This is a genomic window from Parasphingopyxis lamellibrachiae (assembly GCF_003385775.1).
GTDB classification, from domain to species: Bacteria; Pseudomonadota; Alphaproteobacteria; order Sphingomonadales; family Sphingomonadaceae; genus Parasphingopyxis; species Parasphingopyxis lamellibrachiae.
Window position 1 is genome coordinate 1,798,032 of the sequence record NZ_QRDP01000004.1, and the last position, 22,943, is coordinate 1,820,974.

General features: G+C 61.4%; 20 protein-coding genes. 6 read left to right on the top strand and 14 right to left on the bottom strand.

The annotated features are described in order from the left end of the window. Positions 1-45 precede the first annotated feature (45 nt). The gene (locus DFR46_RS08930) at positions 46-2,955 is read right to left on the bottom strand and encodes a TonB-dependent receptor domain-containing protein (protein WP_245953772.1); all 2,910 of its coding nucleotides are present in this window, start codon (positions 2,953-2,955) and stop codon (positions 46-48) included. Between the two features lie 318 nt (positions 2,956-3,273). Here DFR46_RS08930 and DFR46_RS08935 point away from each other — a divergent pair, with 318 nt between their 5' ends. Next, the gene (locus DFR46_RS08935; RefSeq protein ID WP_116236135.1) at positions 3,274-3,951 is read left to right on the top strand and encodes a TetR/AcrR family transcriptional regulator; all 678 of its coding nucleotides are present in this window, start codon (positions 3,274-3,276) and stop codon (positions 3,949-3,951) included. Between the two features lie 91 nt (positions 3,952-4,042). Here DFR46_RS08935 and DFR46_RS08940 read toward each other — a convergent pair whose 3' ends face one another. The 4 genes from DFR46_RS08940 to DFR46_RS08955 form a co-directional block, all read right to left on the bottom strand. Beyond that, positions 4,043-5,200 (bottom strand): NAD-dependent epimerase/dehydratase family protein, encoded by a 1,158-nt coding sequence (locus DFR46_RS08940; protein WP_116236136.1) that lies wholly within the window; start codon positions 5,198-5,200, stop codon positions 4,043-4,045. A gap of 209 nt (positions 5,201-5,409) precedes the next feature. Further along, positions 5,410-6,042 (bottom strand): 3-isopropylmalate dehydratase small subunit, encoded by a 633-nt coding sequence (gene leuD / locus DFR46_RS08945; protein ID WP_116236137.1) that lies wholly within the window; start codon positions 6,040-6,042, stop codon positions 5,410-5,412. Between the two features lies 1 nt (position 6,043). Next, complete coding sequence (locus tag DFR46_RS08950) at positions 6,044-7,447, bottom strand: 3-isopropylmalate dehydratase large subunit (RefSeq protein ID WP_116236138.1); 1,404 nt, start codon at positions 7,445-7,447, stop codon at positions 6,044-6,046. A gap of 11 nt (positions 7,448-7,458) precedes the next feature. Beyond that, a complete protein-coding gene (locus DFR46_RS08955; protein WP_116236139.1) occupies positions 7,459-8,580 on the bottom strand; it encodes a CaiB/BaiF CoA transferase family protein in 1,122 nt (373 codons plus the stop codon). 112 nt (positions 8,581-8,692) lie between these two features. Between DFR46_RS08955 and DFR46_RS08960 the strand changes: the two genes are divergently transcribed. The 4 genes from DFR46_RS08960 to DFR46_RS08975 are packed head-to-tail and all read left to right on the top strand — an operon-like array spanning position 8,693 to position 12,175. Further along, complete coding sequence (locus tag DFR46_RS08960) at positions 8,693-9,649, top strand: hydroxymethylglutaryl-CoA lyase (protein ID WP_211306405.1); 957 nt, start codon at positions 8,693-8,695, stop codon at positions 9,647-9,649. Next, positions 9,646-10,323 (top strand): isochorismatase family protein, encoded by a 678-nt coding sequence (locus DFR46_RS08965; protein ID WP_116236141.1) that lies wholly within the window; start codon positions 9,646-9,648, stop codon positions 10,321-10,323. Before DFR46_RS08960 ends, DFR46_RS08965 begins: the two co-directional genes overlap by 4 nt. Then, a complete protein-coding gene (locus tag DFR46_RS08970) occupies positions 10,323-11,252 on the top strand; it encodes a polysaccharide deacetylase family protein (RefSeq protein WP_116236142.1) in 930 nt (309 codons plus the stop codon). Before DFR46_RS08965 ends, DFR46_RS08970 begins: the two co-directional genes overlap by 1 nt. Continuing rightward, complete coding sequence (locus DFR46_RS08975) at positions 11,249-12,175, top strand: polysaccharide deacetylase family protein (protein ID WP_116236143.1); 927 nt, start codon at positions 11,249-11,251, stop codon at positions 12,173-12,175. The genes DFR46_RS08970 and DFR46_RS08975 overlap by 4 nt, the downstream gene beginning before the upstream one ends. Positions 12,176-12,204: 29 nt before the next feature. Here the strand turns inward: DFR46_RS08975 and DFR46_RS08980 are convergent, their stop codons facing one another. From DFR46_RS08980 to DFR46_RS08995, 4 genes are all read right to left on the bottom strand, one after another. Continuing rightward, positions 12,205-12,519, bottom strand: coding sequence for a hypothetical protein (locus tag DFR46_RS08980; RefSeq protein ID WP_116236144.1), 315 nt, complete (start codon positions 12,517-12,519; stop codon positions 12,205-12,207). Then, entirely contained in the window at positions 12,516-13,649 is a 1,134-nt protein-coding gene (locus DFR46_RS08985; protein WP_116236145.1) for a class I SAM-dependent methyltransferase, read from the bottom strand. Before DFR46_RS08985 ends, DFR46_RS08980 begins: the two co-directional genes overlap by 4 nt. A gap of 69 nt (positions 13,650-13,718) precedes the next feature. After that, positions 13,719-14,651 carry a hypothetical protein gene (locus tag DFR46_RS08990; RefSeq protein ID WP_116236146.1) on the bottom strand — a complete coding sequence of 311 codons (933 nt, stop codon included), beginning with the start codon at positions 14,649-14,651 and terminating at the stop codon, positions 13,719-13,721. 86 nt (positions 14,652-14,737) lie between these two features. After that, positions 14,738-15,517, bottom strand: coding sequence for a GntR family transcriptional regulator (locus DFR46_RS08995; RefSeq protein ID WP_245953774.1), 780 nt, complete (start codon positions 15,515-15,517; stop codon positions 14,738-14,740). Between the two features lie 104 nt (positions 15,518-15,621). Here DFR46_RS08995 and DFR46_RS09000 point away from each other — a divergent pair, with 104 nt between their 5' ends. Next, positions 15,622-16,038, top strand: a complete 417-nt coding sequence (locus DFR46_RS09000) for a GlcG/HbpS family heme-binding protein (protein WP_116236148.1) — start codon at positions 15,622-15,624, stop codon at positions 16,036-16,038. Here the strand turns inward: DFR46_RS09000 and DFR46_RS09005 are convergent. The 5 genes from DFR46_RS09005 to DFR46_RS09020 all read right to left on the bottom strand — a co-directional run bounded on the left by DFR46_RS09005 (position 16,026) and on the right by DFR46_RS09020 (position 22,784). Next, positions 16,026-17,216, bottom strand: a complete 1,191-nt coding sequence (locus DFR46_RS09005; protein WP_162843443.1) for an MFS transporter — start codon at positions 17,214-17,216, stop codon at positions 16,026-16,028. The two genes, DFR46_RS09000 and DFR46_RS09005, sit on opposite strands and share 13 nt — an antisense overlap. A gap of 35 nt (positions 17,217-17,251) precedes the next feature. Next, complete coding sequence (locus DFR46_RS09010; RefSeq protein WP_211306406.1) at positions 17,252-18,103, bottom strand: SDR family NAD(P)-dependent oxidoreductase; 852 nt, start codon at positions 18,101-18,103, stop codon at positions 17,252-17,254. Positions 18,104-18,119: 16 nt separating this feature from the next. Beyond that, positions 18,120-20,099 (bottom strand): oxidoreductase, encoded by a 1,980-nt coding sequence (locus DFR46_RS09015; RefSeq protein ID WP_162843444.1) that lies wholly within the window; start codon positions 20,097-20,099, stop codon positions 18,120-18,122. A 2-nt stretch (positions 20,100-20,101) separates the two neighbouring features. Beyond that, positions 20,102-20,410 (bottom strand): hypothetical protein, encoded by a 309-nt coding sequence (locus DFR46_RS14820; protein ID WP_162843445.1) that lies wholly within the window; start codon positions 20,408-20,410, stop codon positions 20,102-20,104. 70 nt (positions 20,411-20,480) lie between these two features. Continuing rightward, positions 20,481-22,784, bottom strand: a complete 2,304-nt coding sequence (locus DFR46_RS09020) for a TonB-dependent receptor (RefSeq protein WP_162843446.1) — start codon at positions 22,782-22,784, stop codon at positions 20,481-20,483. Between the last annotated feature and the right edge of the window lie 159 nt (positions 22,785-22,943).

A 22,943-nucleotide genomic window follows, 5' to 3' on the forward strand; every position in this document is an offset into this window, starting at 1 on the left:
CAAAACCACCCCCGCCATCGACTAGAACGTGACCAAACGTTCTAACTAGAACCGGACTCTGCCGGTAACCGAGTAACGACGTCCAAGCGTATCGTAGGTCGTCGGATAGGTGTTGCCCGAGTTGTATGAGCTTGAGCCGATGAACGAGCTTACGTTCGGGAAACTTCGATCGAGAAGGTTCTGGATGCCAAGCGTGATGTCGAAATTCTCGCTGACATTGGAGCGGACCGTCAGGTCGAAATAGCTCGCAGCGTCAATAGCTTCCTGCTCGTCCGTGAAGCCATCGCCGCGGCCGCGGAATTCATATTCCACGCCGTCGATCCAGCGCCACAGCAGCGAGATATCGACAAGATCGTCGATGCTGACCGTGGTGCGCAGGTTGAACGCCCATTCCGGCGTGATCGGCTCGCAGTTGTTGCTGTACAAGCCAACGCACTCACGATTGATTGCAGATGGCGTTGCCTGGAACAGCAGTTCGTCCGTCCAGGTGCCATTGAGGTCGAAGTTCAATGAACCAAAACTCAGCGGGAACCGATAGGCGACCCGGAAGTCAACGCCGCTGGTTTCGATCGCGCCCAGGTTCGAAAGCTGCAGGATCAGACCTAGGGTCTCACCGCCACCATTCATTGAACCGTTAATCGGGTTACGACCAACATTGGCACATTGTGCCGGATCCGAACCGTTGCCGTCTCCGTTGGCACCGAAACAAGGCGTAAGAATGTCGCCTGGCGTTGGGTTTGTGATGGCACCAGTAACTTTGATATTGAAATAATCGATCGACATAACAAGGCCCGGAACCTGCGGCGGTGTCGCCACAAGACCAAGAGTGATCGATTCGGCTTCTTCAACATCGAGATTGGTGTTGCCACCAGCCGTTGCGTTGATCTGCGCGGCGGAAGGCTGCGGGATCAGGCCGATCGTTGCAGCAGGCGCACCTTGGGCGATACAGATCGCGGTCAGCGTTGCATTGCCGACCGGGTTGGCGCCGGCACAAGGATCGACCGCAAGCGGCGTCAGGCCCGTGGTAACAGGCGCGAACAGCTCCCCGATGTTGGGCGAACGAACCGATACCGAATAGATGCCGCGGAAGCGGAAGCCTTCGAACGGTTCCCAGCTACCACCCGCTTTCCAGGTGACCGACGTGCCGGTGTTGGAGTAATCCGACACGCGGATACCGCCTTCGGCCTGGAGACTGTAGAAGCCCGGAACATCTTCGAGGATCGGAACGATCAGCTCGGCAAAGCCTTCGATGACGTCATAGCCGCCGTTGAAGGTCGGAGCCGGAGCACCCGTACCGAGAACTTCGTCCTGCGTACCGGCGGAAACGTCAGCAACGCGGCTGGCATTATATTCGCGATACTCGACACCGACAGCGAAGCCGATCGGGGTCTGGGTGAAGAAGCCCGTCTCACCAAACGTACCGTTGAGCGAAGCGTTGACCACCGACAGCGAGGTCGAGTCCGTGAAGCCGGAAGGCTGGTTGAAGAAGGCAACCGAACGCGGATCGATGTTCGTGCCGCCCGGTCCGCCACCCTGCAGGTTGATCGGGAAACAGCCGTTCGATGCATCGAAGCAGGTCGTCGTGCTCGTTGCGTTGAGCGCCTGCTCGATACGCGATTTCAGGCCCCAGTTACGACGCGTGGTCGTGCGCTGCGATTCGCCATAAGTCGCATAGACGTCGTAACCGACGGTATCGCTGATATCGCCGCGCACACCGGCCCAGAGCTGGAACTGGTTGGTAACCAGGTCGGTCTGACGCGGGCCCTGCTCAACCAGACGGCGGTTGATGATGACATCCGGTGCAAGGAAGTTGGGATCGTTCGGATCGGCCGCGTTCCGGGCTGCCGTACAGGTTGCCGGATCGATTGGCACAGCGAAGCTGGCACAAATCTGCTGGACTTGTGTGTCGGTCAGGAACGGGTTGTTGAGCGGCAGCGCGAACGGATCGCCGAACAGGCCGGACGGTGCGAGCTGCAGGCTGACCGTGCTGTTCGTGAACATGGCACGGGTGTAGATTTCGATACCCGGCGTCACTTCATAATTGGCCGAACCGAATATGTTGTAGCGTTCGAGCGGCGTCTGGAAATAGTTGAACGGCGCGAAGTTGAACGTGTTGTATGTCGGAACGAGCGTCGTGCCAGTCGGATCGATCTGGTTACCATTAAAGCGCGTCGGGACGGTCGTGCCTGAGCCGATAACCGTGGTGCCGAACAAACCCTGCTGGGACAGCACGCGATTGGACTGCAAGACATCGTCGACTTCCTGGTATCCGATGCTCAACGATGCGTTACCGCGACCGTCGTCGAAATTGGCACCAATTGTGACATCGCCGCGAATACGTTCACCATCGCCGCGCTCGTTGATACCGAAGGTGACAGCAGCTTCGAGACCTTCAAAGTCCCGGCGCAGAACGAAGTTGGCAACACCGGAAATGGCGTCGGCACCATAGACCGACGAAGCGCCGCCCGTGATGACTTCAACGCGCTCAACCAGAGCAACCGGGATGATATTCAGATCGGTCTGGCTGAAAATCGTCGAGGGCACGAGGCGCGTACCGTCCAGAAGGACGAGACTGCGCGTGGCACCGCCCGTATTGGCAATGTTCCGAAGATTCAGCGTCGACGTGCCGTTAGACCCGTTGTTGACCGAGCTGTTGGTGCCCGGCGCGATGCCCGGCAGTTCGCCGATCAGTTCCTCGGCGTTGGTCGCCTGGCGATAATCGATCTCGTCAGCGCCAACGACCTGGATCGGGCTCGACTGGTCGAGGTTCGGATTCGTGATGCGCGTCCCCGTAACAACGATGGACGGCTGATTCGCCGTGGTGGCCGCGAGTTCATCATTGTCCTGCGCGAAAGCCGGCGTGGCCACAAAGGCCGAAGCCGCCGTTCCAAGCAGCATGGCGCGCATGGTTTGCGCACGCACGGAAAACGGCTTGCCGTTTGTTTGTTTAGTCATCGAAATCTAACCCCTTCAAAAATCTCTGCGGCCTGCACTGATGAACGCCGCAATTCCTGTTTCTGGTTGACGAGAAATACCGATCTCGCCCTTGGCCATGCGACGGGCTTATGGCGCGCCGCCCTGCATCGCTCAATGCTTTTTTCACCCGTTTCGTAGTTCATGAGGATATGTGGCAATCTCACAACACCTGTAGAATGGACATAAAATCGGCGTTTTGTCGATTTCTATGGCATATTGAACGATCATCCCTATTTCGATACACAGTATTTATTACGAAACGATATATATTGTGTTGCAGGAAGAAGAGGTGATTATATGGCCCGCAGCGAAGCCCCGTCAGCCCGCAAAGCCATTGACTGGCAGGACTGGCGCGAAGACATCGCCACCCGCGTATTGCCGCTCTATATCGCCCGCCCCTGGAGCGCCGTCAGTATCGACGATATCGCCGAGGCGCTCGGCATCAGCTATTGGCAGGTCTACTATGCATTCGATGGCCAGGAAGATATTTACCGCGCATGCGTGAACCATCTGATCGACGCGGTATCTCAGCGAATCGCAGAGGCGCCTACCGCACTTCCTTCCGTAAATCGCACGATCCAGAATTATGTCCGACATTGCGCCGATCTCATCGGCAGCGACGCCTATCGCCACCTGCTCTTCCTGCAGCTGAGAGACGGGCATACCGACCCATGGGTCGGCGCAGCCTGTGAAAACAGGATTGCCAAGCCGTTGCGCAAGGGGCTGGAAGACGCCGTGGCCCATGCCGGCCGGCACCATGATCTGAAGATCGTCATTCTTCATGGGATCCCGGAACGCTACCTGACCAGGCTCGAGGCGGCGCTGGCGCTGCCGAAACTGCTCCAGCACAGCGACTTTGTCGATCAGATGTACGAGAAAACGGTCTCGTCCGTCGCCAAGGAGGTGTTCGCCTCCACATGCACATTCGACGGATTTGGCGAACAGTGCGGAGCGCCCAGCGCAGTCGCCGCCTGAGCAGCGCAACCGGCGCTACCCCCCTTATCGCCAGGCCGTCGTCAGCGGATTTCGGAACGCGGGCCGGGGCGACGGCGCCGATTGGCGGCGCCTAGCTCCAGTTCGAGCGGCAGGGAATTTTCGTGCGGTCGCAGCGGTCCGCATATTTCTGCGCGATTTCCCTGATCTCGTCGAGAAGGCCGTCATCGAGCGTGATTGGCTCAAGGCCAAGCCCCAGGAACCGGTCATTTGTGACATGCAGGTCGTTTTCATCGGCTTCATTGCGCGGATTGTCGACCAGTTCGAACCTGCTCCCGGTCTTGTCGGCAATCATCTGGGCCAGATCGCGCACCCGGTGCGTTTCGGTCATCTGGTTCAGGATATTGACGCGCTCCCCCTTTTGCGGAGGGTTGGCGATTGCAAGCTCGATGCACCGGCACGTATCCTGGATATGGATAAAGGCCCGCGTCTGTCCGCCAGTGCCATGCACGGTCATCGGATAGTCGAGCGCCGCCTGCATGACGAACCGGTTGAGAACCGTGCCATAGTCGCCGTCATAATCGAACCGGTTGATGAGCCGCTCATCCATCTTCGTCTCTTCGGTCTGCGTTCCCCAGACAATACCCTGGTGCAGATCCGTTACGCGCACCCCGTCATTCTTGTTGTAATAGGCGAAGAAAAGTTGATCCTGCGTCTTGGTCAGATGATAGATCGACCCCGGATTCACGGGATAGAGAATTTCCTGCTCGACCGTATCGGTCTCGGTCGGGATCTGGACGGTCAGATAGCCTTCGGGAATCTTCATGCCCGCCGTGCCATAGCCATAAACCCCCATCGTCCCGAGATGGACGACATGCGCATCGCTCTTTGCCTCGACGATCGCGGCCAGGAGATTATTGGTCGCGTTGAGATTGTTATCGACCGTGTAGCGCTTGTGGTAGCTCGATTTCATCGAATAAGGCGCAGCCCGCTGTTCGGCGAAATGGACAACCACATCGGGGCTTTCTGCTTCGATCAGGCTGAGCAGCCGGTGATAATTTTCCGAAACATCGAAATCGTGAAAGGCGATGTCCTTGCCGCTTACCTCTTTCCAGGCTGCCAGCCGCTGATCGATCGGCGCAATGGGCGTCAGAGACTCCACGCCAAGCTCGATATCGATCTTCCGCCGCGAAAGATTGTCGATGATCGTCACATCATACCCTCGACGCGAAAGATGCAGACTGGTTGGCCAACCACAGAAGCCATCACCGCCCAGTATGAAAATTTTCATCCTATCCCATCCGTTTTTCCAGTCCTGCAGCAAGGCCGGACCATAGCTGGAAACGCCCTATCAAGCGTGCCCGACAAAGCAACCGGATTACGCCGGCCATGATCAATCCGACGGCAAGAGAAAATGGCGGCGCGATATGCGCCCGCCCCCGCAGTGCCAAACCGCGTCGATCCAGCTCACTTTACGGCCGTCGAGCGAAAAGCCGGGGCTCAGCTCCTGCCTATGGAGGAATAGGCCCATGGCCGCGCCTGAGCGTCGCGGTCCCGAAATGAGGCAATGGCAGACGATTGCTGCAGCGTCCGGGCGATCGGATCTAGACCGGAAAGCAGGGCCTGTTTTTCTTCGGTATCGATATCGAATCGCCACCGACCGCCGACTTCATCGCGCAGCTCCTGCTCTTCGAGATCGACGGTGAGGAACGAGCCCGGCGCCGCGCCGAGCCCCCGGGCGATCGGCTCGACCACCGCCCGGTCGAGAATGACCGGCAACACCCCATTGGCGAGGCAATTGTTGCGGAAAATCGGGTTGAAGGACGGGGTGACGATTGCCCGAAATCCGTACTCGGCGAGCGCCCAGACCGCATGCTCGCGGCTCGATCCGCAGCCGAAATTCTCCCCGGCGACGAGGATTCGGGCGTTTTTCAACGCCGCATCGTTGAGAATGAAACCGGGGTCGGGATCCCGCCCGCCGATCGCCAGATAGCGCCAACCGGCGAACAGGCCATCGGCCAGGCCCTTTTTCGAAACGCTGCGGATCTCGCGCGAGGGGATGATCGCATCGGTATCGATATTGTCGCGCATCAGCGGGACGGCAACGGCGGTGAGGGTGGTGAATGGCTCCATCTCAGGCCGCCAATTTCCGCGGATCGGCGATATGCCCGGCCAGGGCCGAGGCGGCGACGGTCTCCGGGGAAGCAAGATGGGTGCGTGTGCCCGGCCCCTGGCGGCTTTCGAAATTCCGGTTGGTGGAGGACACGACCCGGTCCTGAGGGCCGAAGCTCTCCCCGCCCGCGAAGAAACACATGGAGCATCCCGATTCGCGCCATTCGAAACCTGCCCGTTGGAATATGCGGTGCAACCCCTCCTCCTCTGCCCGGCGCTTGACGGTGCTCGATCCGGGCACGCAGATCGCCTTCACGCCCGGCGCTACCTTGCGACCGTCGAGTATCTCCGCCGCCCGGCGCAGATCGCCGATCCGGCTGTTGGTGCAGGAGCCGATAAAGGCGGCGTCGATCGCCAGCGATTCGAGCGGCGTGCCGGGCTCCAGCCCCATATAGCGCAGCGCGCGCTCGCGGCTCTCGGCCCCGGTCTGCCCGGCGTCGTCCGCAGCAGGCACGGCGCCGTCGATTGCCACCACTTGCTGCGGCGTCGTGCCCCAGGTCACCATCGGCGCAACGCCGCTCGCATCGAAGGACAGCTCCGTATCGAATTCGGCATCGGGATCGCTACTCAGCGCGAGCCAGTCTTCCACAGCCCTGTTCCAATCGCCGCCAGCCGGCACAAAACGGCGCCCCTTCAGATAGTCGATCGTCGCCGTATCGGGAGCGATAATCGCGCTGAATGCGGCGAATTCGGTAGCCATGTTGCAGAGCGTCAACCGTTGCTCGATATCGAGCGCTTCGACCGCACTGCCCGCATATTCGACGATATGACCGGCACCGCCCCCAACGCCAAACCGGCCGAGCAGCGCGAGAGCGAGGTCCTTTGCGGTCACACCCGGCCCAAGCCTGCCGGAAATCGTAATGCGCATGCGCCTTGGCCGTTGGACTTTAAGGGTCGAGGTTGCGAGCGCATGTTCGGCCTCGGTCGATCCGATGCCCCAGGCGAGCGCGCCCAGCGCGCCCTGCGAACAGGTATGGCTGTCCGGGCAGATCAGCGTCGTTCCCGGCAGCACGATGCCGAGTTCGGGCGACATGACATGGACGATACCCTGATCGGGGCTGTCCAGGTCGAACAGGCGGATGCCGGCCGCCTGGGCGCCGGCGCGCGTCGTTTCGATGAATTCCGTACCCGTCGGCATCAATGTCTTGCTGGTGCGCCCCGGAAAGGTGTCGACGATATGATCCATCACCGCGAACACATGATCGGGCGCGCTGACGGGAATGTCGCGCGCGCTCAGGCTTTTGAGCGCGACGCCGCCCGTCCGTTCGTGGAGCAGGATGCGGTCGATGAGCAGAAGATCCGCGTCATCGGAGGGCCCGCCAATCGCATGGCCGTCCCAGATCTTATCGAATATCGTTCGTCCCAAGACGACCTCACCTAAGCAAAATTGACGCTATTGCTTTTGTCCGCGCGCGGCAAATCCTGGCGCAGACCCATTCTCTCGCCATCGACCTCGACAGGCAGCGCGGGAAGTTTAGCCTCCGTGCCGTCGTCAAGCGTCACATCGACGAAACCGCCGCCCGCCAGCAGATGCTGGTCTTCGAGCAGATCGTCGGGCCGCATGATCGGCGCGAAGGGCAGACCGATGGATTCCAGCTTGCCGACAATCTCGTCGCGCGTCATCCCGGCGAAAAGATCGCGGATCACGGGCAGGATGCGATCGCGCTGGCGCACCCGCTCATTGTTGAGGGCCAGCGCCGGATCGGCGGCAAATTCGTCGAGCTCCATCACTTCGCAGAACAACTTCCACTGGGGATCGCTGACAACACCGACGAAAAGCTGTTCGTCGGCATTGGCCGTTTCGAAAACATCATAGACGGCCCAGGCGGAAACGCGCGCGGGCATGGGCGGCGCTGACGTGCCGGTAACGGCCTTCTGCGCGATATGCTGGCCGACGAGAAAGGCCGTCGTCTCGAACAGCGAGCATTTTACCTCGCCTCCCTTGCCGGTATTGTGCCGGCGTTCCAGCGCGGCCAGAATGCCGATGACGCCGAACATGCCGCCGGTGACATCGATCACCGAAGCGCCGGCCCGCAGCGGGCGCCCGGGCGGCCCCGTCATATAGGCCAGTCCGCCCATCATCTGCGCGACCTCGTCAAGTGCCGTGCGATCCTCATAGGGCCCGGTGAGAAACCCCTTGGCGCTGCAATAGATGAGCCGGGGATTGCTCTCGGTGAAATTTTCGGGCCCGAGCCCGAGCTTGGCCAGCGCGCCGGGGCGGAAATTCTCGACCATCACATCGGCTTCGTCGATCAGCCGGCGCGCCTCGGCCTTACCCTTTTCGCTCTTGAGGTCGAGACAGACGCTGCGCTTGTTGCGATTGAACATCGGGAAATAGCCGGCCCCCGATCCCAGCAGGCGGCGCGTATGATCGCCGCCTTCCGGCTCCACCTTGATAACGTCGGCCCCCAGGTCACCCAGAATGAGGCCGATGGACGGCCCCATCACCATATGGGTGAACTCAATCACTTTCAGCCCTTCCAGCGGCAATGTCTTCATTATATCCCTGCTCTTCAAACCTTGTGCGTCCGTTTGCGCCTCTCGACACTGTCTCTCGACATCATGATCTGATTTGATATAGACATAGGACAATAAAGCAAGCAGAGGTTTGATGTCAGAAGATATTCTTGTCAGCGAAGTTGGCCCAAGGGACGGTTTACAGAGCATTTCGGCCATCATGCCGACAGCCGCCAAAAAATCATGGATCGCAGCCGAATCGGCAGCGGGCGTGCGGGAAATCGAAGTCGGCAGCTTCGTACCGGCGAAACTGCTCCCCCAGCTTGCCGACACCGCCGAGATCGTCGCCTTCGCCAAGACGATTCCCGGCCTTACCGTTGCCGTTCTGGTGCCGAATCGGCGCGGCGCGGACGATGCGATCGCGGCAGGCGCGGACAAGATCACCCTGCCGCTGTCCGTATCCGAATCGCACAGCCTGGCCAATCTGCGCCGCACCCATGACCAGGTGATCGAGGACGCCGCCGGTATCGCCGCGGCGATCGCGGCCCTGCCGGAGGGCAGCCGCCCCCATTTCGAAGGCAGCCTTTCTACCGTTTTCGGATGTACGATCGAGGGCAGCATCCCCGAGACGCAGATTCTCGACCTTGCCGAACGGCTGATGGCGGCGGGCTGCGACGAAGTCGGCCTGTCGGACACCACCGGCTATGCGGACCCGAAGGCGGTGCGGGACATGGTGAAGGCGGTGCGCGGCGCCGTCGGCGACGATGCGGTTACCGGCATCCACCTCCATAATACCCGCGGCCTTGGCCTCGCCAATGTGCTTGCCGCGCTGGAGGCAGGGCTCGATACGGTGGACAGCTCGCTCGGCGGGATCGGCGGCTGCCCCTTCGCGCCCGGTGCCAGCGGAAATATCGTGACCGAGGACCTTGTGTTCATGCTCCAGGCGATGGGTCTCAAGACCGGAATCGATCTCGACAAGCTGATTGCGGTGCGGGACATTGTCAGGGGTGCGCTGCCGGATGAAGAACTTTACGGTTTTACGCCGGATGCCGGGCTGCCGCTCGGATTTCGCGGTGAAACGGACCGGGCAAATTTGGAGACTGTAACATGACGACCGGCACCAGGATGATCTGCGAGGACAAGACGGCACGCCAGCTGTTCAACGAGGTTATGGCCAATCCGGCGCGCAAGAAATTCGGGTTCGGCGAGAAGCTCGCCATCGTCAATGTCGACGTCCAGCAGGCCTATACCCGGCTCGACATGTTCAAAACGTCTTACGAGACAGACCCGCAGCAGATCGACCATATCAACACTATCTCCCGCCTTGCCCGCGAGAGGGGAATGCCGGTCATATGGTCGCATGTCGCCTATAAAGCCGATGCGGGGGATGCAGGAATCTGGGGCACGCGAACCGACACCGAGGATTCGCTGCAGAACATCAAATATGGCAGCGAACGCCATGCCCTCGACTCGCGCTGCGCGATCGCCGAGAATGATCTTGTCTATACCAAGCGGATGCCGAGCGCCTTTTTCGAAACGCCGCTCGCCAGCTATCTGACCTGGCACAAGGTCGATACAGTCGTCGTGACCGGCGGATCGACCTCGGGCTGCGTGCGGGCGACCGCGGTCGACAGCCTCAGCCATGGGTATCGCACAATCGTTCCGATCGAGACCTGCGCCGACAAGCATGAAAGCTATCACTTCGCCAACCTGACCGACCTGCAGCTCAAATATGCGGATGTCGAACCGGTGCAGGCGGTGATCGACTGGCTGGAAGCCCGCTGATGCGCGAAGGAGAAAAGGATCCGGGGCTTTATGATTTCCGCCCCTGGCGCGACCGCGCGAAGATCGAATGGCCGGACGGCAAGTCGGTCGCCGTCTGGGTATCGCCGAATCTCGAATATTACGAAATAGACCCGCCGGCCAATCCCCAGCGCAAAAGCTGGCCGAAGCCGCATCCGGACATCGTGCCTTATGGCCATCGCGACTATGCCAACCGCATCGGCCACTGGCGGATGGCCGAGGTGATGGAGAAACACGGGTTCAAGGGTTCGGTCTCGCTCTCGGTCGCGCTGTGCCAGCATCATCCCGATGTCGTGGCCCATGCCAACGGGCTGGACTGGGAGTTTTTCAGCCACGGCATATACAACACGCGATACAGCTACGGGATGGACGAGGCGCAGGAACGCGCGATCATCGAGGATTCGATCCGCACGGTCCGCGACGCCACCGGCCAGACGATCAAGGGCTGGCTCGCCCCGGCACTGACCCATACGCCGCGCACGCTGGACCTGATCGCCGAATATGGGATGAGCTATACCTGCGATCTCTATCATGACGACCAGCCCGGCCCCGTTCATGTCAAACAAGGCCGGCTGATCTCCATGCCCTACAGCATCGAGGTGAACGACCATTACGGCTTTTTCGTCTACAACATGTCGCCGCGCGAATATGCCGACACGCTGATCCGCCAATATGAGCGGCTGGCGGCCGAGGGCGAGCGGTCCGGCACGGTCATGTGCATTCCGCTTCACAGCTATCTGATCGGCCAGCCGCACCGCATCGGGCCGTTCGAGGAGGTGCTGAAACATATCGCCGCGGACGGACGCGCCTGGATCACCCGGTCGGGCGACATTGCCGACCATTTCCTCGCCAATGACTATTATGACCAGGCGGCAGCCGATGCTGCCCGCTATGCGGAGCCGCAAGCATGAGCCTCGATCCCGCCTATCTCGACTATCCCAAGCGCCGCGCCGGGATGGATCACGATCTCTACACGCCTTCCTCCATGCCCTCGCGCAAACCGATTGCCTGGCCCGGCGCGAAGGCGGTTGCAGTCACGCTGCTGGTCAATCTCGAATGGTTTCCGATCACGCCCGAAGACGCACCCTTCCCGGCGCCCGGCCATATGGTTACGCCCTATCCCGACTATCGCCATTACACGGCGCGCGAATATGGCACGCGGGTCGGCTTTTACCGCCTGCTCGATGCCTTTGCGAAGGCTAGTGTGCGGACGACGATAGCGGTCAATTCGGCCATTGCCGAACGCTATCCCTCGATCATCGCCGATATCCGGGCCGAGGGCCATGAGATCATCGCCCATTCCACCGACATGAACGGCACCATCGCGACCGGAATTTCCGAAGCGGACGAACGCGCCCTTATCGTGCAAGCGCGCGATACGCTGGCCGAGGCCCTGGGCGAAGCGCCGCGCGGCTGGCAGTCGATCGCCCGTTCGCAAAGCTGGAACACCCCGCGCCTGCTGGTCGAAGAGGGGTTCGACTATATGTGCGACTGGGTGAATGACGACCTGCCCTATCTCGCGACGACCGAAGCCGGCACGATCGTCAGCATCCCCTTCAACCATGAGCTTTCGGACCGGCAGATGATCGCCGTGCAACAGCATTCCATGGAGAGCGCCGCGCAGCAGATCGGCGATGCCTTTGACTGGCTGGTGGCCGAAGCTGGCCGGTTCGGCGGACGCGTGCTGCCGTTCACAATCACGCCCTATATCACCGGCCTTCCCTATCGCATGGCGGCCTTCGAACAGCTGCTCGACAGGCTGGCCGGCTCGAAGCATTGCTGGTTCGCGGGCGCGGGCGAGCTTGTCGACAGCTGGCGGAGCCAATCCGGCTGAACCAGTCCGGCTGACCGGCAGAGATCCGGCTAGCTTTCCGCCTGGGCCCGGGGATCGATAAGAATGCGCAGCACACGCATCAGCAGGGCGTCGGTCGTCTCCTGACGCTGATCGGCAACCGCGCCGTCATAGCGGATTTCACGCAGCGCCTCGACATCCTCGCCGCGCAATTTCGCAACCAGCCTTTCGAGCCTGTCGATCTTGTCATTGGCGACCGACAGCTCGACGAGCAGCGCCAGCGCGATATTGAGCGTTTCCTCCACCTCGCGGTTTTCGAGGCTCTGGGGACGGTTGCCGCGCGCTGTTTCGACCAGCGCGGCTATGGCCTGTGCCTGGTTCGTCATTGGGCCGGTTTCCTTCCGCTGATCGCATACCAGCGATTATTCGCCATCCCCTGCAGCGCTGTAAGATCATGCTCGACGACCGTGTCTTCCGGGAAGCCCGCGGCGATCATGTCGGCCTTCAGATCGGCGGTTGCATAGGTGTTCCAATGGACCTCGCCGTTGAAATGGGTGTCCCAATCCCGCTCGACCTCATGAACGAGCGTCGGCTGGTTGCGGATCGCCACATCCTGATGGATGACCACACCGCCGGGGCGGACGAGGCGGAACGATTCGCGGATCATCGCGCGCCGCTTTTCCTCGCCGATTTCGTGCATCAGATTGTGCGAGACGACGAGGTCGAAGCTTTCGTCCTCGAAACGCATATCCGAAGCGTCCATCTGGTGGAAATGTACGGCAACGCCGAGCGATTCCGCCCGGGCATGGGCGTAGCGCAGCATCGCTGCGCCAAGATCGACCGCATGAATGTCAACCTCGGGCCATTCGGCGGCATAGGCGGCAGAGGCGGCACCCGCCGAACAGCCGATATCGAGCATCTTCGCCGGCTTGAACCCGTCAAACTCCTCCTCCAGCAGGCGCAGGATAACGCCGGCCTTGCTGTCGCCGCGGCCAATGCCCTGGCCGAAGGAGAAAACATTGCCCCCGCATTCGTACAGGGCGCCGGGCACGATATCATATTCGCTGCGGTTCATCGCATAGCCGCCGGGCTGCAGATGGATATCGACATTGGCGACCTCCGGCGAGGGATCGTAGGAAGGATCGAGCGACAGGCTGCCCCGCTTGTCCTCCGCTTCGATCAGTTCTTTCGTCGCCTGCTCCATCCGGTCGAGATCGCGATAGGTCGGTTCGCCCACCGACACCCAGATCATCTCCTGGGCGGACCGGTTCGCGGCGCTCCACATGCGATAGCCAGGCGACATCAGAAAGGCCTGGCGCACCTCCTCGGGCGACTGGGGCTGACGGCCATGGCGCTCGGCAAAAGCCGGCGCGGCTTCACTCTCGAAGATCCCGACATTGCGGGAGCGAACCTTGCTGTTGAGCAGGCGGCGCAGTGAAACCACGGCGTTCTGGCGGCTGTGCTCGTCGGCGGTCGCCCTGGGCAGAACGGCGTGCTGAACATCGCGAACTTTCATCTCAAACTCCTTGTCACGCCCGAAGGCCTTGTCGATATCGCGGCGATATTGTCCTATCTATAATACATTTTAATCGGTTTCGATCAACTCTATCAGTTCGCCGGCCGGTCCGGTCAGGACAAGCGAGGGCCGGCCGCCGTAACATACCCCGTCCGATTGCGCCGCCGGGCCGTGGGCGAGCGCGGTATAGGGCGCCAGGCTGGACACATCGAAACTGACGATCGCATTGCCCGGCGGCAGATGGCCGTCGAGCCGGGGCCGCGGGCCGGCAATCAGGCCCTCGCCGGTCGGATATTCGTCGAGCTCGATCAGATTGCCGTGCTGCGCCATACCGATAGCGCTGAGCGAAACGGTGTGATCGGTGGCAAGATTCTGGGCGCGCTGCAAGACCGGCACCCTGCTTTGGCGGACCGGCCTTTCCCGTAGGCGGAAATGATCGACATACCAGCGCAGCATCGGATCGAAGTCGTTCCCGGCGACCACCACGATAAAGGGCCGACCGACAAAGCCCGATGGCCGCGGCAGGATCGACTCGTTCCGATCCCCGCTTTCCATGGTGAAATACAGGCATTCCCCGCCCGGACCGGCAACCTGCATGGCCACGATGGAGGGCATGAACTGAAGCGGGCTCGGCCCGGCAAGATGCCGGAATGGTGAGGCGGACAGGCGGTCCGCCAGCCGGTAGACATCATCGACGATGAATTCGAAGGCCGTCCAGCCGAAACTGGTCAGCGGCCGATATTCGGGCACGATCGGCGCCTCGACAAGCCGCATGAAGACATCGTCTTCATTCTCGGGAATCAGGGTGCAAAAAGCAGCGCCAGCAGCAGCAGGCGCACCCCAACGCCGGGCCAGCGCCGTATCGATCCGGCCGCTTTCCACCACGCGATACCCCAGGAGATCGGCATAACAGGCTTCGGCAGCGGCTATGTTCGGAACGCTCGCCGTCATCGTCCGGATATGCAGCAATTCCGGTTGCGTATTGCTGGTCCAGTCGTTCATTCACCCAATTCCTCGCAATGGCACTATCGCCATAGCGGGTTATTTGTTATATTTCTATATCATTTAACACGGAGCCGGAATTTCCATCAGATAATCTGCGGCTCCATGCCGCGGGGGGAATTGAGATCGAGACGAATCTGATACCGGTCGGGGCGGAACTGGGCCAGAATATGCTGGACCGGCCGTTCGTTGACGTCGAGCACGGTCCGGCTGACCCTGAGGATCGGCGATCCGATGTCAATCTGGAGGCTCGCCGACACGGTGGCGTCCGCAAGCGTCGCGGAAATCGTCTGGTGCGCCGCGCCGATCTGCGCACCCGCATCCTCAAGCAAGGTCAGCATCGGCGTCGTTTTGAGTTTGGCCCGCGTCATTGCCTCGCCGAGATCGGACGGGATGTAGCTGACGAAATGGCCAAGCGGCGCGCCATCCAGCCAGCGATCGCGAACGACTCGCAGCACAGGAGTATCGGTGGGCAGATCGAGCGCTTCGTCGATCGGGGGATGGGCAGGGACCGTATCGACCTCGAGCAGCTTGACCTGCGTCGCCCGACCGAAATTGAGCAGCGATTCAAGCGCCTGTTCGATATTGCCCTGGATCGGACGCGCTGGCGACCGGAAGATGACATGCGTGCCCACCCGGCGCTTGCGTTCGACAAGCTGATTCTCAGCCAGTTCGTCAAGCGCGCGCCGTGCCGTGATGCGCGAGACGGCGAACTGTTTGGACAGTTCCTGTTCGGTCGGCAGCCGCGATCCGAAGGCCCGCTCCCCGCTCGTAATCTCTTCGCGCAGTTGCAGGAATATCTGGTGGTACAGCGGGACAGCCTGCATGCGGTCTACCGCGCCACTGCTATCGGTCTTTCCGGTCACTGGTTCGATCCTCCCCTGTCGAGACGCACGCCGAACGACAAGAATCGTACCGCCGCGTGTTCATTGCGAATCTTTGCCGCTATTAACCCAAGAAGGAAACCCACATGATCCCGCATAAACCGACTTTGAACTCCGCTCTTGCCCGCACAGCGCTGGATGCGGCGCTTGCAGCCGCCAATGCAGACGGCCCGGCAATGAGCATCGCTGTCGTCGACGAGGGCGGATTTCCCCTCTGCCTGGAACGGATGGACGGCGCCGGCTTGATGACGGCGAAGGTCGCCGCCGAAAAGGCCCGGACCGCCGCTTTGCTGCGCGCGCCGAGCCGGGTTCTGGCCGATCGCGTCGCCACCGATCCGGCGCTGCTCCGCCTGACCGACTATCTGCCAATGGCCGGCGGCTTGCCGATAATGGCAGAAGGAAGATGTATCGGCGCCATCGGCGTGTCGGGCGGAACGCCTGAGCAGGACGAACAGGTCGGCCAGGCGGGACTTGCGGCGCTGGGCCGGGATCATCCCTCCTGATCCGCGGCGGGCACCGGAAGCGCGAACAGTGCACCGACCAGTCCGCTGAGAGTGAGAAATCCACCGGCTGCAACAAAAGCCAGTGGCATGCCGACATGGTTCGCCAACACGCCCCATGCCGCACTGCCAAGGGCTACGCCGCCAAATGCCGTGGTCTGATAGATGGCCAGCACACGCCCGACATGGCTGCTGGCCACCGCAAGCTGCACCGAGATGTTGAAGGTTGAAAGCGCCGCCACCCACCCCGCCCCGGCAATGAAATGGGCGAATATCGCCACCGGAATCGATCGGGTCAGCCCGAGCAGGAACAGCGGCGCGGCCACCGAGATCACGGCGAGGCCGATCAGCGCGTCGGTGCCGAAACGCTCGCGGATGGCGATGCTGGCCATCGCCCCGACCATCGCCCCGACACCGAAACAGGCGAAGAGCAGGCCGAGAAGCTGCGCGCCGCCCTCCAGCCGTATCGCCACCAGCGGCATAAGGGCCCAGATGGCCGCGGCCCCGAAACCGAAGGCCAGGGTGCGCAACACAAGGTTGCGCACGGGCGCCTGGGCGAAGGCATAGCCGAAGCCTGCGCCCAGGGTGCGGACGAAATCGGGACGCGGCCCGCTTGGCCCGCGCGAACCCTTCCATCGCAGCAAAACCGCAATCACGCCGCCATAGGACAAAGCGTTGAGCGCAAAGGCGAAGCTCGCGCCGGCCACCGACACGATCGCGCCGCCAATGGCCGGCCCGATGCTGCGGGCGATATTGTTGCCGAAAACATTGGTGGCCACGGCGGAAGGGATCTGCCGGCGCGGCACGATTTCGCCGACCGAGGCCTGCCAGGCCGGGGCATGCAGGGCCGTGCCGCAGCCGATCAGGAAGGTGAAGCCCAAAAGCAGCGCCGGGGTCAGGAGATCGAGAAAAGCGCACAGCGCAAGCCCGATGGAAAGGACCAGCATCAGCAGCTGGGCGACCAGCATCACCAGGCGTCTGTCGAACATGTCAGCCAGCGCGCCCGCCGCCACCGCAAACAGCATGACCGGCAGGTTCGCCGCCGTCTGGACCAGCGCCACCATGGCTGCCGAGGCGCTGAGCGCGGTCATGGTCCAGCTCGTCGCGACAATCTGGATGAAACTGCCCAGCTGCGAAAGAACCGTTGTCGCCCAGATCGCCCGGAACAGAGGTATTTGCAATGGTCCCGGCCAACGGGACGCAGGCCCGGTCACGCTCAGTGCATTTCCTCGCCGCCCGAAACATTCATCGCCTCGCCGGTAATATAGCGGGCCTGCCCCGAACACAGAAAGGCGCAGGCATTTGCGGTATCCTCGACCTCGCCGACGCGGCCGAGCGGGATACGGCCGCGCATCGCCGCCAGATATTCCTCAACGGTCTGGCCGCGTTTCTTGGCCATATAGTCATTCTGCCAGGAGCCGAGGCCCGTGGTCACATGATTGGGGCACACCGCGTTCACCGTGATCTGTTCGCCGCCATATTCGATGGCCGCCGAACGCGTCAGGCCGACAAGACCGTGCTTGGACGCGATGTAGGAAGAGGTCAGCGCCGAACCCGATTTTGAACCGCGGCTGCCGATCGAAACGATCCGGCCCCGGCCCCAGTCCTGCTCGATCTCCTGCGTCTGCATCTGGCGGATCGCATGCTTCATGGCGAAGAACGCGCCGCGCAGATTCACGTTGAGCACCGTATCCCACATGTCCTGGGTCGCATCGACAAGCGGGCCGAACAGATAGCCGACACCGGCATTGTTGACGAGGATATCGAGTTTGCCATAGGTTTTCACGGCATGGGCGATAAGCGCTTCGACCTGCGCCTCTTCGCGCATGTCGGCCTGGAAGGTGCTGACATCGGGGTTGATTGCGCGCAGCCCTTCGGCAACTTCGACCATTTCTTCCGACGCGCCGACGCCGTGCGCCGGAGCAAGCTCCCCCTTGGCCTCCCCAAGATCGTGAATAACAAGTTTCACCCCATCGGTGGCCAGCTTGCGGGCGATGGCTTCGCCCAGGCCCTTGCGGCGCCCAGCGCCGGTTACGACGGCAACTTTTCCTTGCAGATCGGGATACATGCCCATTTTCCTTTCGTCAGATTTCCATGGCGATGCGATAGCCCTCGCGCGTCGCGCTCAGCGGGATACGGGGAGCCCGGGCATCGCCGATACTGTGCAGCGCAACACCGGCATCGCGGAGCGGGGCGGTCAGCGCGTCATCGGGAATCCGCGCCGTTGCATAGGTCAGGAAAGCGACATCGCCGATCACGCCGGTCTCGCCACTATAGACATTTTCATAGGCGATTTCGGCCTCTTCCAGCCGGGAGGTCGCCAGCGGACGCACCGAAGTCAGGATGGTCGCGCCCTTGCAATAGAGCCGGTGATAGACGCCCTGACGAACCACCAGCGCTTCATCGCTTGCCAGCCTTTCGCGGGGCGTGAGGATCGCCACCCGGTCGAACCGCTCCATCAGCATTTCGGCGGCATCATAGACGAAGGCGGTGTTGTCCTCGTCATAAATGACGACCGTACCGGGCGTGCGCCCGCGATGTTCGAGAAACAGCCCCGCAGCTTCGCGCAGATCGGGCACTAGGCCCTCGTCGCGCCATTCCTCCGGCAGGCAGGATGGCCAGGCCGGTCTCGAACCGGTCGCCAATATGGCGATATCGGGTTCGAAGGCGAGGATGTCCTCGAGCGTTGCCCGATGGCCGAGCCGTATTTCCGCGCCGTGGCGGCCAGCGGCGAGTTGCTGATAGTCATAGATGCTGCTGAGCCCCTCGCCCCCCGGCAGACTGGCGTGGAGACGCGTCTTACCGCCGGGCTCTTCCGAGGTTCCGAAAATACAGACCGTATGGCCGCGTGCCGCTGCGACCCAACCTGCTTCCATCCCGGCTATACCGGCCCCTATCACCGCAACGCGTTTGGGCTCGGGAGCGGGGGCGGGTGTCCAGTCCGCCTCGTCGGTTTCGCCCACACGGGGATTGTTGTCGCAGAGCAATCCGCGGCCCGATGTGATCATGTGCCAGCAGGTGTTGCAGGAAACGCAGTAGCGAATCTCCGCCTCGCGCCCCTGTTCCGCCTTGATCGGCCAGGCCGGATCGGTGACCAGCGGCCGGGCGAGCATGACGAGATCGGCAAGCCCGTCACGGACGATCCGTTCGCCCTCGTTGGGATCGGTGATAAGGCCCAGCGCACCGAGCGGCACATCGGGCGCAGCCGCGCGGCCAAGACGATGGATAGTCTCTACATAAGGCGTGCGCGGCCCATGATTGTCCGGAAGATGGGTGTAGAGCGATTCCGAATGGCTGCCCCAGCAATAAGTGAGATAGTCCATCTCGCCATCACGGCGCAGCAGCGCAGTGATCGCCTCGGCCTCATCAAGCCCGACACCGTTTTGGGAAAAATCCTCGGCAGGCAGTTTCGCGCCGATCAGGAAATCGGAACCACAACGCGCGCGGATACCCTGCATCAGCAGCACCAGTAGCCGCGCACGGCCGGCTAGGTCGCCGCCAAATTCGTCCTCGCGGCGATTGGAACGGGCAGAAAGAAACTGATGGAAGAGATGGCCATGCCCGGCCGATATCTCGACGCCTGCGAAACCGGCGTCCGCCAGCATCCCGCACGAAGCGATAAACTCGTCAATCATCCGGTGGATATCGCCGGTATCCAGTACTCGCGGCACGGTCCAGCTAAGGTCGTCGGGGAGGGCCGACGCCCCGCGCGCCTCAAGATTGCGGTGCCCGGCGCGAAATCCGCGACCATTGTCCTGCACCTGGCCGAGCATCAGGCAACCTTCACCGGCCACAGCCTCGGCCCAGCGAGGCAGTCTATCGCGATTGATCCCGGACAGGACATGCGGACGGGTGGGCAGTTTCTGCCAGCCGAGCATGGCCATAGGCTCGCTTACCAGCATCGCCGCTCCGCCTCTCGCCCGGTTCGCATAATAGGCGATCAGCCGGTCGGTAACATGACCGCGATCGGCATAATGGGTCGATGTCGAGGCATGGACAATCCGGTTGCGGAGCGCCCGGCGACCAACCGTCAGAGGCGAGAAGAGATTGGGATAAGCGGTCACGCTCAATCGGGTTCGTGAAACCGCATCACCCGCTTGAGGAACGCCTGGCTCCAGGCCGAACGTTCGGCCTCGCCATCGGCGTCGGGGCGATAGGCTTCGATCTCGTCCCGGCTTATGCTCCCCTTTTCGTCGAGCAGCCGTTCGATCGTATCGACGCGCTCGCGGAGCGCATTCGTCTCGGCCATCAGCTCGAGAAAGAAGGTCATCATCTGGTCGATAGCGGGATCGTCGAAAAAGCGCGATCGCGCGCCCTTGCTCGACCGTGGCAGCTTTACGTCTGTATTCGGAGTCTCACCGGCACCGTCAGTCATGGAACCTCTTGCCCGAGAAAGTGGGAAGCGGGCAGCATGAGAACCGCCCGCTTCCCGGTATAGCACAATATCAGAAGTCGTAACGCAACCGCGCCATCCAACGACCCGGCTCGCTCAGATACGGGTAGATCAGGAACGAAGTCATATAGAGATCGTCGAAGCAGTTGTTGCATTCGAGGCCAAGCGACCAGCCCGCTTCCGAACGCAGCGTAAGGCCGGCGTTCACGACGCTATGGCCTGGCTGAAAGCCGCGCGGATCGTTCGACGTCGAGACCCAGGTCGAGCTGATATAATTCCAGTTCACCGAAGGCTGGAGCGAGAAACCGTTGCCGAGCTCCCAATTATAGCTGCCGCCTACAGTCGAGGTGAAGGATGGCGCACGTGTCGGCTCCGCGATTCCCCCGTTCGGGGTGACGACGCTGACATTGCAGGCGGTCACGTCGCCGGCAAGGCAATCCGCCTGCTGGGCCTGGGTGACGCTGTTTATATTCTTATAGCTCGCATCCTGGAGACCGAACGACCAGAATAGGTTCAGCCCGGTGACCGGCGTCGTAGAGATTTCGGCCTCGATGCCATAATTCTCCATATCGGCGACATTGCGGGTCAGGTAGGTGATCGAACCGGTGAGCGGGTTGAGACCGCCACCCGGCAGCTGCTGATCATAGTCGGTGAAGTAGAAGCCGGTCAGGTTCACGGTCAGACGACGGTCGAACCATTCGGAGCGGACACCGCCCTCGAACGACCAAATCGTTTCTCGGGTGAAGGCAGCGGCATTGTCGGGCGAATAGGCCCGCGCATTCCAGCCGCCCGACTTGAAGCCTCGCGTTGCCGAGGCGAACAGCATCACATCGTCGGCCGCCTGATACTGGATCGCAAAACGCGGCGTCCATACGCGCGAACGCTGCTCGGTCGGAATACCCAGATCGATAAGATCCTGCGTGTCGAAGGGAACCGCCCGCGACGTCGGTGGCAGCGGATTCGCGTTGGGCGAGAACTCGATCGTCTTGCGCTCGTCCGTATAGCGAATGCCCGCCGTAAGCGTCAGTTCGGGCGTTGCGTGCAGATCGCCCTGGATATAGCCGGCATAGGCTTCGGTGTCGTTGGACATGACACGGTCGCCGTTCCGGAATGTCGGGCCGTTGATGATCGCAACCAGATTCGCGAAGTCGGTCTCGTTGGTTTCGTTGATGTAATAGACTCCAGCGACATAATCGAGCACGCCGTCAAAAGCACTGCCGCTGAATTTGATCTCCTGGCTGAACTGGCCGTGCCAGCTGTCGCTCGCAAGCGGAATACCGGTTCCCGGCCGGGCCGAAACGAGGTTCACGCCGTCAATCACAACCCCGGTCGCGCCGGCAAGGCTTTCGGTCAGGAACTCCTGATAGAGATGGCGATAGCCGGTGATGACATTCAGCGTCGCGTCGCTGCCGATTTCGACTTCGATGTTCGAACTGACCGAATAGCTTTCGGCCAGGTTGCCGGCTGCGTTATCGGCAAGACGCGAAGATACGAGACCCGGACCAAGCGGATTTTCCGTGCTGATCCGGGTAAAGGTGATCCGCTGATCTGTCGTCGGATCATAGAAATGCGGCAGGTTCGCATTGGAGTTATGGATATAGTCGGCCGACACGTCCCACAGCACGGAATCGGAAAGCCGGGCACGGACAGCGCCGCGAAGACCCCAATTCTCCTCGCCATTCAGACGCTCGCCGGTGATCTGGTTGCGCACATAACCATCGGATTCGATATAATAGCCCGACACTTTGGTGAGCAGGGAATCCGCGATCAGCGGCACATCCACGGAGCCGCGAAGCTGGACCCGGTTGAAACGGCCGTAACCGATTTCGGCATAGCCGCCGAATTCGTCTTGGGGACGCGCCATGATCACGTTGATCGCGCCACCCGTTGTGTTGCGCCCGAACAAAGTGCCCTGCGGCCCACGCAGAACCTCAACCCGCTCGACGTCGAAGAGCGAGAAGTTGTTGGCGCCCTGACGAGAAACATAGATGTCATCGATATAGGTGCCGACCGGTGGATCGAAGGTCGAGATCGATTCCGTGTTGGAAAGGCCGCGCATCGAATAGGCGTTGGCGGTGCCAACGGCGGTGTTGTGATGGCCGATAAGGTTTGGAACGTAATTCACCAGGTCCAGTGTATTGCTTACCTGCATGGTTTCCAGTTCGGTCGACCCGAACGCGGAGACGGCCAGCGGCACATCCTGCAATGACTGCTCACGGCGCTGCGCCGTTACGATGATCGGCGGCGGCGCGTTCGACGCCCCAGCTTCAGCGGCGGCGGTTTGCGCCAGCACGGATGTCGACGAAAGAAGTGTTGCACCCACCAGAATAGCGCGCCCCATGGTATTATATGTCATCTTTGCAGCCCTCCACGATTTCTGCATTGCGTGATTTTCGTTCTAGCCCGACAGGGCGAACGTCGCCCGACCGGCCCAACCCTGTAATCTATTTGTCTTATCTTTATATCAATTTGATGCATAGTCCAATGGTTTTCACCATTCCATGAAAAAATCCCA